Source organism: Pannonibacter indicus, from assembly GCF_001418225.1.
GTDB lineage: Bacteria > Pseudomonadota > Alphaproteobacteria > Rhizobiales > Stappiaceae > Pannonibacter > Pannonibacter indicus.
Genome location: NZ_LIPT01000022.1, coordinates 1 through 12,230, shown reverse-complemented (window position 1 = coordinate 12,230; position 12,230 = coordinate 1). Strand labels below are relative to the sequence as shown.

Annotated in this window: 9 protein-coding genes; 5 read left to right on the top strand and 4 right to left on the bottom strand. The window is 61.5% G+C overall.

Going from position 1 to position 12,230, the window contains the following annotated elements:
* Positions 1 to 82 precede the first annotated feature (82 nt).
* The 5 genes from ASC48_RS18360 (at position 83) to ASC48_RS18340 (ending at position 5,389) form a co-directional block, all read left to right on the top strand.
* On the top strand, positions 83 to 1,243 hold the full coding sequence (locus tag ASC48_RS18360) for an ABC transporter ATP-binding protein (protein ID WP_055457133.1): 1,161 nt from the start codon (positions 83 to 85) through the stop codon (positions 1,241 to 1,243).
* Between the two features lie 74 nt (positions 1,244 to 1,317).
* Positions 1,318 to 2,172: a carbohydrate ABC transporter permease gene (locus tag ASC48_RS18355; protein WP_208975822.1), complete on the top strand. Its 855-nt coding sequence runs from the start codon at positions 1,318 to 1,320 to the stop codon at positions 2,170 to 2,172.
* Positions 2,172 to 2,993 carry a carbohydrate ABC transporter permease gene (locus ASC48_RS18350; protein ID WP_055457131.1) on the top strand — a complete coding sequence of 274 codons (822 nt, stop codon included), beginning with the start codon at positions 2,172 to 2,174 and terminating at the stop codon, positions 2,991 to 2,993. Before ASC48_RS18355 ends, ASC48_RS18350 begins: the two co-directional genes overlap by 1 nt.
* 41 nt (positions 2,994 to 3,034) lie before the next feature.
* A complete protein-coding gene (locus tag ASC48_RS18345; RefSeq protein WP_055457130.1) occupies positions 3,035 to 4,327 on the top strand; it encodes an ABC transporter substrate-binding protein in 1,293 nt (430 codons plus the stop codon).
* Positions 4,328 to 4,588: 261 nt separating this feature from the next.
* The gene (locus ASC48_RS18340) at positions 4,589 to 5,389 is read left to right on the top strand and encodes a phosphodiesterase (RefSeq protein WP_055457129.1); all 801 of its coding nucleotides are present in this window, start codon (positions 4,589 to 4,591) and stop codon (positions 5,387 to 5,389) included.
* Between the two features lie 6 nt (positions 5,390 to 5,395).
* Here ASC48_RS18340 and ASC48_RS18335 read toward each other — a convergent pair whose 3' ends face one another.
* From ASC48_RS18335 to ASC48_RS18320, 4 genes are all read right to left on the bottom strand, one after another.
* Positions 5,396 to 8,494, bottom strand: a complete 3,099-nt coding sequence (locus ASC48_RS18335) for a DEAD/DEAH box helicase (RefSeq protein WP_055457128.1) — start codon at positions 8,492 to 8,494, stop codon at positions 5,396 to 5,398.
* Positions 8,495 to 8,504: 10 nt separating this feature from the next.
* Positions 8,505 to 9,818 (bottom strand): EH signature domain-containing protein, encoded by a 1,314-nt coding sequence (locus ASC48_RS18330; protein WP_055457127.1) that lies wholly within the window; start codon positions 9,816 to 9,818, stop codon positions 8,505 to 8,507.
* Complete coding sequence (locus ASC48_RS18325; RefSeq protein WP_055457126.1) at positions 9,815 to 10,783, bottom strand: OmpA family protein; 969 nt, start codon at positions 10,781 to 10,783, stop codon at positions 9,815 to 9,817. The genes ASC48_RS18330 and ASC48_RS18325 overlap by 4 nt, the downstream gene beginning before the upstream one ends.
* Positions 10,783 to 12,230 (bottom strand): hypothetical protein (locus ASC48_RS18320; RefSeq protein WP_055457125.1); only part of this gene is annotated, 1,448 nt, incomplete at its 5' end. The genes ASC48_RS18325 and ASC48_RS18320, both read right to left, overlap by 1 nt.

Genomic DNA, 12,230 nt, shown 5'->3' with positions numbered 1-12,230 from the left:
TAAAGTCATCAAAAGGTCAGCAAGGCTTCGTCAATCTGTCATATGGAGACTTGCATATGCGCCCCTGAACAGGGAGCGCAGGATGCCGCCGCAAGCAGTCGAACTTTCCGGAATCCGCAAGACCTTTGGCAGCGAAAGCGTGCTCAAGGGCATCGATCTGTCCATCCGTCCGGGTGAATTTCTCTCGCTGGTCGGCTCCTCCGGCTGTGGCAAGTCCACGCTGCTTCGGGTCATCGCCGGGCTGGAGACGCCGGATCAGGGAAAGGTGAACATCGGCGGCGCGGATGTGACCGGCATGGACCCGAGCGACCGGAACCTTGCCATGGTGTTCCAGTCCTACGCGCTTTACCCGCACATGAGCGTCCGCCAGAACATTGCCACCCCCTTGCGCATGCGCCGTCTGCCCGCTTCCGCGCGCCTGCCGCTGGTGGGCCGCCTGATGGCGCCGAAGGCGCGGCTTGCCGAAATCTCCGCCGCTGTCGAAGACGCCGCCGGAACTCTGCAGATCGGCCACCTGCTGGACCGCAGGCCCGCCCAGCTTTCCGGCGGCCAGCGCCAGCGTGTGGCGCTTGCCCGGGCGCTGGTGCGCTCTCCTTCGGCCTTCCTGATGGATGAGCCGCTGTCGAACCTCGACGCCAAACTGCGCGCCCACATGCGCGAGGAACTGGCGGCCCTGCACCGGCGGCTGGGCGCGACCTTCATCTATGTCACCCATGACCAGATCGAAGCCATGACCATGTCGGACCGCATCGCGCTGATGTCGGAAGGGCGGATCGAGCAGCTGGGCACGCCGGACGAGCTCTACCGCCGCCCGGCGACGCTGACCGTCGCCCGATTCATCGGCATGCCGGCGATCAACCTTCTGCCGGCCGAAATCACGGCCGAAGGCCGCGTGCATGCGCTGGGGCAGGATCTGGGCCTGCAGGTGGCCGCACAAGGGGCGGAAACCGCCACCATCGGCCTGCGCCCCGAAGACCTGGTGCCTGTGGATCAGGAACCTGCATCCGAGGGTCTTTCCGTCCGCGTGCTGCGGGCCGAGATGCATGGCGCCGACCGCTATGTCAGCTGCGCGCTTGCTGGCCACGATGATCTTGTCCTGACCTTCCGCCAGTCCGCCGCCGTGCCGCTGGCCGTCTCTGCGGAAGGCATGCTGAATCTCGCTTTCGCGCCGGAGCGGCTGCATGTCTTCGGTGCCGATGGCCAGCGCCGGGAAACCGCAACGCAGGGGAGGGCGGCCGCATGAGCGTCACCAGCCTCGGCCTTGAGACCGGCGATGCCGCGCCCGTGCCGCGCCGCCGTACCCGCCGTGAACGGCAGATGATGATGCGCGGGCTGATGTTTGCCGCCCCTGCCAGCCTGCTGCTGCTCGGTATCTACATTCTGCCGGTGATCATTCTTGCCGGATTTTCCGTCACGGATTACCGGCTGGGTGCGCTGTCACTTCATTTCATTGGCCTTGATAATTTCGCACAGGCCGTCTCCGATCCGGTGTTCATGCGAGCGCTGCGCAACACCGCGCTTTATGCGGCGCTGGTTATCCCCTTCGGAGTCGGGCTGGGACTTGGCGCGGCGCTGCTGGTCAATGCCCGAAAGCGCAGCCGCAGCTTCTGGGAAGTCGCCTATTTTCTGCCCGTCACGGCAACACTCGTCGCTATGGCCACCGTCTGGCAGTTCCTGCTGCACCCTTCCATCGGCCCGGTGAATGCGGCGATCAAGTGGCTGGGCTTTTCGCCCGTATCCTTCCTCTCCGATCCGGCGCTCTTGATCCCGTCCATGGCGATCATCGGCATCTGGCAGGTGCTGGGCTTCAACATGGTGCTGTTTCTGGCCGGTCTCACGGCCATTCCGCAGGACCTTTACGAGGCCGCAAGGCTGGACGGCGCCCGCTCGCCGCTGGACCGGTTCCTCACCGTTACCTGGCCGATGCTGGGGCCGACGACACTTTTCGTCGTCGTCACCACCTCCATCTCCGCCTTCAAGGTGTTCGAGACGGTGGCCGTGCTGACCAAGGGGCGCTTCGGCTCCGAAACGCTGCTCTTCGCGCTCTATCTGGAAGGCTTTGAATATTCCAACACCGGCTATGCTGCCGCGCTGACTCTGATCTTCCTTGCAATCGTGCTGGTGCTGTCCATCGGGCAGACGGTGCACATGGACCGGAAGGTGCATTACTGATGGCCGCTCTCCGCCGCTTTGCCCCGCATCTGGTTCTGGCCCTTGGAGCGGCCTTCATGCTGCTGCCGTTCTACTGGATGCTGCTGACCTCCATCCGCCCGCCTGCGGAGATCTTCAACGTCTCGCTCTGGCCGTTTCCGGACCAGTTCGACGGGGCGGAGAACTACTCCCGCGCCGCCAGACAGGTGCCCATGGCGCGTTTCATGCTGAACGGCGCCATCGTCTGCGGCGGCATCCTGATCGTGCAGATCCTGACGGCCGTGCCTGCGGCCTATGCGCTGGCCAAGCTCCGCTTCCCCGGCCGCCGCCTGCTGCTCGGCCTCGTCATCGCCGCGCTCTGCGTGCCCATTCAGGCGCTGGCCCTGCCGCTCTTCGTCGGCCTCGCCTGGACGAAGATGCTCAACACCTACTTTGCGATGATGCTGCCGTTCTTTCTGTCGGTCTTTGCCATCTTCCTCTTCCACCAGTCCTTCCGCAGCTACCCGGACGAAATCATCGAGGCCGCCCGCATGGATGGCTTTTCGGAGATGGAAATCTGCTGGGGTCTGGTGCTGCGCGGCTCGCTGCCCTCGCTTGCCGCCTTCTCGGTCTTTTCCATCGTCGCCCACTGGAACGACCTCTACTGGCCGATGATCGTCGTCACGGACGTCAATCTCGCCCCGCCGCCGCTCGGCATGCTGTTCTTCGCCGATGCGGAGACGGGCGCCAACTACGGCGCGCTGATGGCCGGTGCCACCCTCATCACCGCACCCATGGTGCTGTGCTTCCTCCTTGCCCGACGCCATTTCATCGCGGGCATCACCATGACCGGTGTCAAATGACCCGGCCGTTCTCCTCCTCCCAACCGCATCCGGAGACTTTCATGAAGATCACCCGCCGCACCGCCCTCGGCGGTCTTGCCCTCGGCCTTGCCATGGCCGGGCTTGGCAAGCCTGCCCTTGCCAACGAGATCACGCTCGACGTGCTCTACAACCTGCCGGGCTTCACCAAGTTCCATCAGCCGCTGGCCGATGAGTTCATGAAGAACAACCCGGACATCAAGATCAACTTCCTTGCCCCCGCCGCCGGCTACAACGAAGGCCAGCAGCAGGTGCTGCGCGCCGCCGTGACGGGCAACCTGCCGGATGTCTATTTCTCCGGTTATAACCTGACGGCAGAACTCGTCCACACGCTGGCCCCGCGCAACCAGATCACCGACTTGACGCCCTTCATCGAGGCCGAAGGCGGCCAGGCCTTCCTCGACGCCAACTACAGCCCGAAGATGGCCGCCCTTGGCCAGATCGACGGCAAGCAGTATGGCCTGCCGGTCAACGCCTCCTCGCCGATCATGTATATCAACGCTGATCTGGTGAAGAAGGCGGGCGGCGACCCGGACAAGATGCCCACCACCTTCGAGGGCCTGATCGAGCTGGCCGCCAAGATCCATGCCCTTGACCCCAAGATTGCCGGCATGGGCTATGACATCAACGGCTGGCCGGATGACTGGCTGTGGCAGGCGCTGATCTTCCAGCAGGGCGGCCGTCTGGTGGATGCGGAAACGAAGACCGTTGCCTTCGACAACGAAATTGGCCTCAACGCCCTGAAGCTGACCCGCCGTTTCGTCACCGAAGGCGGCCAGAACCTTCTGGACTGGGACCAGTCGCGCCAGCAGTTCGGTGCAGGTCTCACCGGCTTCATCTTCTCCACGCCCGCCCACGTCCAGACCATCGAAGGCCTGGTGGGTGACCGCTTCGAACTGAAGACCGCCACCTTCCCGCTGGACAACAAGGACACCGGCGGCGTGCCGACGGGTGGCAACTCCGCCGTGATCCTGACGCAGGACAAGGCCAAACAGGATGCGGCCTGGAAGTACCTGAAGTGGATCACCGGCCCGCAGGCGCAGGACACCATCGTGCGCATCACCGGCTATCTGCCGACCAACAAGCTGGCCACCGGTCCGGAGTATCTGGCGCCCTTCTATGCCGAGAAGCCGAACGTGAAGACCGCCTCCCTGCAGGCCGACCGCTCCATGCCCTGGGCCGGCTATCCGGGCGGCGATTCCGTCCGCATCTGGCGCACCCAGCGCGACATCATCGGCGCCGTCATGCGCGGCGAGCTGACGCCGGAAGACGGCCTGAAGCAGATGGTTGAACAGACCAACGCCTTGATGAAGTGATCTGAACTCCCGGCGGGCTTCAGCCGCCGGGATACCCTCAAGCCCGCAAGGGCTTGGGCGAGGTTGATGACAAACCTTCGGCCTCTCCACCGCCACCCTCATCCCGGACGCGCCTTGCGCGATCCGGGACCGGTGAGCCGGGGTGGATGCCGCCTGTTCCGGCAGCAAAGCCGCCCGCTCATGAGTGCATCGCCCCGGTTCTGCCCCGCGCAGCACCCGGAAGACGGCAGCCCCCCTTGCATTCCTCTCAGGACCGTTTCCATGAAAATCATCCAGCTCACCGACACCCACCTGATGCCCCCCGGCGCGGTGGTGAACGGGGTTGACCCGGAGCGCCAGCTGCGCCTTGCCGTCGAGGACATTCTCGCCCGCCATGGCGACACGGACCTCATGGTCATCACCGGTGACCTGTGCAACCACGGCGATCCGGAAGCCTATGCGCTGTTGCGCGAGATCCTGGCGCCCGTACCCTTCGAGCTGCGCCTTCTGATCGGCAACCACGACCGCCGGCCGGAATTTCGCGCCGCCTTCCCGGAGCATCCGGTGGACGGGCAGGGCTTCGTCCAGTCCTTCCTGGATACGGACCATGGCCGGCTGCTGTTTCTGGACACACATGAAGCCGGCATGATCGGCGGGCTTTACGGTTCGGACCGCATGGCCTTTCTCGATGAGGCGCTGGCCGGGGCAGGGGATGCGCCCGTCACCGTCTTCATCCATCACCCGCCGTTTGACTGCGGCATCGGCCATTTCGAGAATATCGGCCTGCATGATGATGGCGTCCTGATGCAGCGCCTCGGTGCCCATGCGGGCGGCGTGCGCCACATCGTCTTCGGCCACATCCACATCCCCATGGCGGGCACGGCGGCCAGCGGCATCGCCTACAGCTCCGGCCAGGCCACCGGCCACCGCTTCATCACCGATCTGGACGACCCATGCCCCTGGTGGACCGGCGGCAACCCCACCTACCGCATCCTCCTCCTCGACGAGCACGGCCTGCGCGCCTACACCGCCGAGACATCACAAGTGCCGACAAGCCGCGCGGCGCGGTGCGAGGGGCCGTGAGGGGGGCTAGGGCAGCCGGATGGATCCGTCCGGCTGCATGTCGGGAGGTGGCAGTCCATCGCGTTCAAACATTGCATGCATGGAACCTGCGATGGCATCACCGGCCTGCCTGGTTGAACCATCGCTCAGCAAGCGCTGAAGCTCGCTGATATCGGACTGCGTATCACCCATCGGCCACAACGCGGCGGCGGCCAGACGGCGTTTCCGGTTCATGAGACTTTGGAGAAGACAGTCGAAGGTCTGTTCCCGGTATTCCGGATGTATGGCCATTGGCAGATGAACTGAAACGGGCCGCGTTTGACCAAGACGGTGCACGCGATCATTGCATTGTTCCTCAACCGCAGGATTCCACCATCTTGACAGATGAATTACATGCGTGGCGGCGGTCAGCGTAAGGCCGGTACCCGCTGCCTTGGGGCCAAGGACAAGAAGATCAAAGCCTCCATCCACCTCAAGGTGACGCTGAAAGCGGTTGACGATGGCCTGCCTTTTCTGGATTGGCGTGTCACCATTTATAAGGTCAATATGCTTCAGGCCGAATTCAGTCTTGACAAGTTCAACAAACCTATACTGCATCTGACGATGCTCAATGAATACGAGAGCTCTTTCGCGTTTCTCCGCAATGGAGCGCAAAATGCTCATCACGGCGCTAAGGCGTGCGGACTCCGTAATAAAGGTTGTATTGTCGGTCACCGCACCCATGTTGGGGTGAACTGAAACACTCCGGATGTGGTGCAGCATCTTGAGTTGTGCTCCCAATCCACCACTTGCGAGTTTCAGCTTGGCATCATCATATGCGGTTGCCTGTACGGTTGGCATTAGGCGGGGGTGAAGGCGTCTGGTCTTCTCCGGAAGATCCCTCGCCACCATGTCCTTGATGCGCCGGATCGCAAGTGCGGGCTTTCCCCCTGAAGGTTCGAAGGTTCTCTGATAGAGTTCCCGCATGCTTTCAGGAGTCGGGTCAGCGTACTGTTCTCTGAAGTCCTTGAGAGTTCCCAATGCTCCGGGAGCAATTCTGTCCATGATGGCCCAAAGGTCGACTGTGGTGTTTTCGATTGGTGTACCCGTCAAGCCAATACAGAAATCGGTATTTACGGAGCGTGCGGCCTTTGCCCGCAGGCTGAACGGGTTTTTCAAGGCCTGGATCTCGTCAAACACCGTTGCTGCAAACCTGATGCGTCCCAATGAGTGCTGGTAGTTGGTCAGGGTAGTATATGTTGTCAGCACCCAGTACCGGTGCGCACGGTTGTCCTCAATGGCTTCGTGCAGGGCACTCAGGTCCAGCTTCGCAATGCCGTCGTCCGTGTCTTTTCCCGAATAGCCTGATTTCTTCTGGCTGGAAATTCCGCTGCCGAAGAGCCGGATGACATGACCAAGGCCAGGCTCCTGCATGTGGTTGCGAACTTCCATCTGCCAGTTTTCCAGCAGAGAGGTTGGCGCCACGATCAGTAGCGGCCCTCTGGGCATGGCCTGTGATTGTGTCATGTTGTCCTTTAGCCAGGCGAGGAATGTGATGGTCTGCAGGGTCTTGCCGAGGCCCTGTTCATCAGCATTGAGGACCCCGGGCAATCCTGCGCGCCATGCTTCAGCTTGCCATTCGAAACTTGCTCTCTGATGCTCCTTCAACGGGGTCAGGATTGCCGGAGGTACTGTGGACGAAATGACGGATTGCCTCGGCTTCAAGCCAGTTTGCCATTTCAGGTCCTCAAAATTGTCCTTTGTGTCAAGCACCAGAGGGGCGCCCTTGGAAGGCGGGAGTTGCTCCAAATCTTCACTGCCCGCCAATTCCTTTTCAGCAATCTTGCCATTCAGCAGCGCAACCGTTTCCGGACGGGCGGGCAGCTCGATAGCATCAAAGTTTACATGTTTCTCACCTGTGGCAATCCCTTCGATGACCTGATCCCGCAGACTGGTCAGTTCCTTGTGCCCAAGTGGAGCTATGGCCTCCTTGAGTATTTGGACAAACTCTTCAGGTAGCCAAGTCGTGCCGCTGCCGGTTATCTCCTGATCCGGCTTCTGATATGCAATGATCCCCGTGACACGTTCCGAGAACTCTGCTGTCTCGATGAAGAGCGGGCCAGCCGCAGCCTCAATGGCCTCTTGCTGCCCTGAATCCGATAAACCATCCAGTTTACCGCTTTCACGCAATTGACGCTCAATTGCCTCGCTGATCAGACGTTGGGGATTCTGGATGAAAGCACGTCTCTCCGAAAGGTCGGCCTTCTGCATGCGCGCCATCACGTCGAGGGCAGGTGCTGCCGCCCTGTCGATGACAAGATAGTTGCCCGGAGAAAGACGGTAGGCTGCAAGCGCTCCCCGGCTGCGAACCTGGGATTGGAAGCGCTGGAGTTCCTGACCCGCGAGTTCGCTCTGATCCTCGCTGACAGATCCCGCTTCAAGTTCGCCATCGTCTCCCCGGATCCGTTGTCTGGAGAACGGAACCACTTCAAAGTCGTCAGTTCCGGAAGTTGAGATGGAAAAACTGTCCGCCAGCCGTACTTCAAGCCCCGACAGAAAGTCCGTCATTGACGATCGTGCGGATACCTCGCCATGGGCCATGGAGACGCCAGGTTCCAGTGCCTGCCGGAATCTGGCCAGCGCTTCCCAGTCGTGCGCATCGCCCAGACCCGGTTGAAAGCCGTCTGCCACATCCAGCGCTTCCATCATCCAGAGCGGGATACGGTAGTGTTGCCCGCCCATGGACAGGATCGAGCCGGATCGATTCGGGAAGACACGCTGTCCCTGACGAAACCATTCGTACCGAAGCTTGAACCCAGACGAACCGAGAAGTCCTTCCGCGTCGGTCCGCAGAAGCAGATCCGTGAGGCGGGGAAGGCCGAGGACGGCAGCCGTCGAACTGTCCAGGCTGGCAACAAGCCGGTGTGGCAAGCGGATTTCGTTGCTTGAAACAGAAAGTTCAAGCCGGAGCGTGGCGGCTAGCGCCCTGAGATCGGCAAGCGCAAAGGCCAGATCCAGCTCTTCCGGCTTCAGCGCCTGCAGGTCTGGAGTATTGCCTTTGCCGCGCAACCGCGCCAGAAGGCCGGCTGCTTCGGGTTCGGCACTCACCACGACTTCGCGGTCATCAAACGAGTATTTGAACTTCACGGACCTTGCCTCAGATGTTGCGGAGCACCCAGTCTTCCCAGCCGCTGTGGTGAGATTTTGCATTTGCTCCCGGTGTCAGGCGGATTTCTTCGCAATCGTAACTTGGCTGATAGAGTTTGGGGCTGCGAGCATCTGAACTCTGGAAGATGTGAACCTTGTAACTGTGCGACCCTTCCACCACGATCCTGCGGCCAATCTGAAGAATCAGCAGAGACGTATTGTTGCGCCCGCCACCTGCTATTTGACGGCCATATCCCGGTTTCCCTTCCACGTGATTGCCTGCAATGCGCCTGCGTGCTTCCTCGGCACCCTTTTCGCTGAAAGCGACCCAGGCGGCATCAATCTGACCGGCGCGAAAGAGGCCGAGCCAGAATTTCCGCCGTGGCTCCCACATGGGGCTGTCCTCAACGGCTGAAACCACGTCGAGGAAGAAGCGGATGTTCTCTCCGGTCAGCCAACGGAAAAGGACGGCCATGAGATTGTCCGGCACGCCACTCCATGCTCCGCCCTTGTTGAGGCGTGGGTCCCCGTAAAGGAGAACCAGACTTTGCGTCAGATAGCTCCGGTCATCTTCTGCCGGGCTGCTGTTTGTCCAGTGCTCAAGCAGGGCCGTTATGGCTTCGCTTGCGCCCAAGATCTTCGCTTCCTGCCGGTCGGGCTTCAACCAGCCGATCATGCGTTCCATACCGTTGCGAGTCTGAAGCTCGGACTTGACCTTCTTCACATAGGCAAGATGTGCATGGGCCATCAGCCCGGTGTCATGCGGCTTGTGAAATCCCAGTTCCTTGAGGCCAATCCAGGGGCTCGTCATCGGGCGCATGAGAGTGCTGATGTGCTCGTGCGCGTTATCAGGGTCGAGCACACGAGGTTCCGTCATCAGCAGCCTGTACCAGCGGGCGCCGATCCTGCCTCCGGCTGACGTGAGTGCTTCAGCAAGCCTGCGTGTATGAGCCGCTCCTGGCTCATAACTCGTCATGTAGACCGAGAACATGGCGCTCAGGAAACCCGGCCGTGTCGAGGCTTTGATTTCGTCGAAATAGAAGTTCCGCAGCGGCTCCAGATCCGGACGGCTCCTGCGTTCCATATCGAAAAGCGCTCGGGCTGCAGAGGTTACCAGAAAGAGCTTCGTTCCCTCCCAGTTGCCGGTCTCTACGCGGGCCCGCATCTCCTGCACCAGCTTTTCCCTGTCCTTCTCCGGCGGGTCTCCAGCTCCATCAGGCCATCTTTCGATGATGCGGCTCGTCGTGGAAACCAGTCGGTTCAGGGCAGGCAGCGCTGCGGTTGCCAGACGCAGGGGCCGGGAGAGCTTTTGTTCGAGGCTCATGGGTTGCCTCCGTTGCGGCTGCCCGCTTCAAGAGACTTGCGTATCCGGCCGATCTCCTCGGAACGGCTTGGCGTGTACATGATGATGCGAAGATCGACACGGCGGTTCGTATCACGGCCTGCTTTGGTGGAATTGTCAGCTACGGGCCGCATCTGGCCATAGCCGGCAACAGATAGCACCGGTTGCCCGCGCAGGTTCTGGAAATCCATCAGGCCCGGAACGCTTTCCGTCATTACGGTGAAGGTCGAGTTTGCCCGGTTCGTTGAAAGCGTCAGGTTGCTGTTGGAATTGCCTGTGCTGTCCGTGTGCCCTTCGATCTGAAGAGCCTCTATGACAACACCGCCCGGATTGCAGGTGCTGGTCCAGCGGGTGCTTGGGCCGAGGGTATAACACGGCAGAAGCTCGCCAAGGCGCCGCGCAACGCTGGTGACGATGGGGCGCCGGTTGGGGCGCAGCTCGGAGGAATTCGTATCGAAGAGGCCGTCACCCTGAAACCGGAGTGCATCCGATTGCTCGCTGACCTCGACCTTCAGGTCGGGAAAGTCCATCTTCACCTGTTCGCGCAGGCGCTCGAGAATGCGGCGCCTCTCAAGCGCAGCGTCGGCGAGATAGGCTTCAAGCGGGTTCTTGACTTCGAAATTCTTTCGCAGGCGCTCCAGTTCCGCTTTCATTTCGGCGATTTCCTGCGTCTGGGCTTCTACAGTCTCCTCGAGTTCGCGGATCCTTGCGTCTTTTTGCTCAATCTGCTGACGAAGATCTTCAGCCGTGCGTTCTGCCGCCTGCCGAAGCTCCCGCTCCGCAACAAGCTCGGAGCGGGGGACTTTATCCGTGTTGCTGTACTGGCTGGCAAAGAAGGCGAGCAGCAGGATGACGATGAAGAGAAAGCTCACCGTCATGTCCGTCATGGACACAAAGGCGCTTTCCTCTTCCTCTTCCTGGTGAGTGCGGCGGGACGAGGCGCGCATCAGCCCCTCCGCGACTGCGGCGAGAAGTCTTCCATCTGGGCAACGATGTTGCTCATCGTATCCAGCGCAGGATTGAGACGTTCCTGAAGTTCCCTGACATGGCCGAACATGCCGTCAACCGCCGCCTGCACCTGCGAAGTGTAGATGTCGAACGCCTTGCCAAGGCTCTCGTCCATGCTGTCCAGCCGGTCACCCTGCTTGCGCAGGTTGTCTAGGGCTATGTTGATTGCGGCCAGCTTTGCGTCGATGGCCGAGGCCTGCGCCTGCACAATGCCATTGACCGCTGCCATGGTTGAAGCTGCGGATTGGGCTGTTGTTTCTGCCGATTTTGCAATCGTACCGGCAGCCCGCTGGGTGCTGTCGGTGAGCTGCCGGATGGATGCTTCCATCCGTTCCGAAATGGCCTGTACCGGAGCCGCTGCTACCATCAGGTCCTTTGCCGCCGAACGGAAACCGGTCGCCGCAGCAGTGGACGCCTCGGCGCCATCGCGCACGCCTTCAGCAAAGCGGCGCAGGTCGGCCGAGCCTTGCTGCAGCTTGCCGGTGACATCGGAGAGGTGCCCGGCGATGGTGGTAATGGGTGTCAGGATATCATCTGCGGCCTTTGCCGAAACTTCGGCGGCCACCCGGGCAATTTCGCTGCTGGTGCGGGAGAAGGCATCTGCCACGCCCTGGCCTGCAGAGCCGATGAAGGCACTGGCCTCGCTGCTTGCGGCCTGCATCCGTGCCTGTGCTGCCTCGCTGCCGCTCTTTGCTGCGGCTTCTATCTCATCACGGAAGGCTGTTGCGGATTTGCGGAGATCCTCAGCGGCTGCCGACATGGCGCGGGCGCCTTCTCCGGTGTTGTCGCGGATGCCTTCCAGCGTCTGGTTCATCACCCGCAGAAGCTTTTCTGTGCCCTCGGACAGCGCGCTGCCGGCCGTCTCGGCAGAGCTGGCCATGGCCGAACGCAACTCCTCTACAGCCAGAGCTACGCGCTGGACCGCCGTCTCCATTTCCGCGCCCATCCTGCCAGAACTCATGTCCATCCGGTCGCTCAGCAGGCTGATCTTGTCGCCTGCGTCCGAAATGCGCTGCGCGGCTTCGGTCAGTGCCAGGCCCACCTTGTCGGTCAGCTGGCTGGAGAGGCCTGTGACCATGTCGCCAACACCCTCGACCCCCATCTGCCCAACCCGCTCCACCAGCGGTGCCATGGCGGTGTTGATGGAATTCGAGATGGCAAAAGGCAGTTCTTCCCGCAAGGGGCGGCCAAGTTCTGAAACCAGTTCCATACCGATCAGACGGAAATGCTCTTTCTGCTCCCGCGTAGCGCGCAGTTGCTCGGCTGCCAAATACTCAAGGCTGATGTAGGTCTGATCGGCCCCCACGGACGGGTCCAATTTGATTGTTAGTGCAATGATGGTCGTGGCGCCAGCGCGGGCGGCATTGCTGGTTGGGGTTGCAGGGC

What these genes read in the sequence shown, in the direction of transcription:
- ASC48_RS18340 (WP_055457129.1), top strand. Translation starts at nt 4,589, where the DNA reads ATGAAAATCATCCAGCTCACCGACACCCACCTGATGCCCCCCGGCGCG.
- ASC48_RS18345 (WP_055457130.1), top strand. Translation starts at nt 3,035, where the DNA reads ATGAAGATCACCCGCCGCACCGCCCTCGGCGGTCTTGCCCTCGGCCTT.
- ASC48_RS18325 (WP_055457126.1), bottom strand. Translation starts at nt 10,783, where the DNA reads ATGCGCGCCTCGTCCCGCCGCACTCACCAGGAAGAGGAAGAGGAAAGC.
- ASC48_RS18330 (WP_055457127.1), bottom strand. Translation starts at nt 9,818, where the DNA reads ATGAGCCTCGAACAAAAGCTCTCCCGGCCCCTGCGTCTGGCAACCGCA.
- ASC48_RS18355 (WP_208975822.1), top strand. Translation starts at nt 1,318, where the DNA reads ATGATGATGCGCGGGCTGATGTTTGCCGCCCCTGCCAGCCTGCTGCTG.
- ASC48_RS18350 (WP_055457131.1), top strand. Translation starts at nt 2,172, where the DNA reads ATGGCCGCTCTCCGCCGCTTTGCCCCGCATCTGGTTCTGGCCCTTGGA.
- ASC48_RS18360 (WP_055457133.1), top strand. Translation starts at nt 83, where the DNA reads ATGCCGCCGCAAGCAGTCGAACTTTCCGGAATCCGCAAGACCTTTGGC.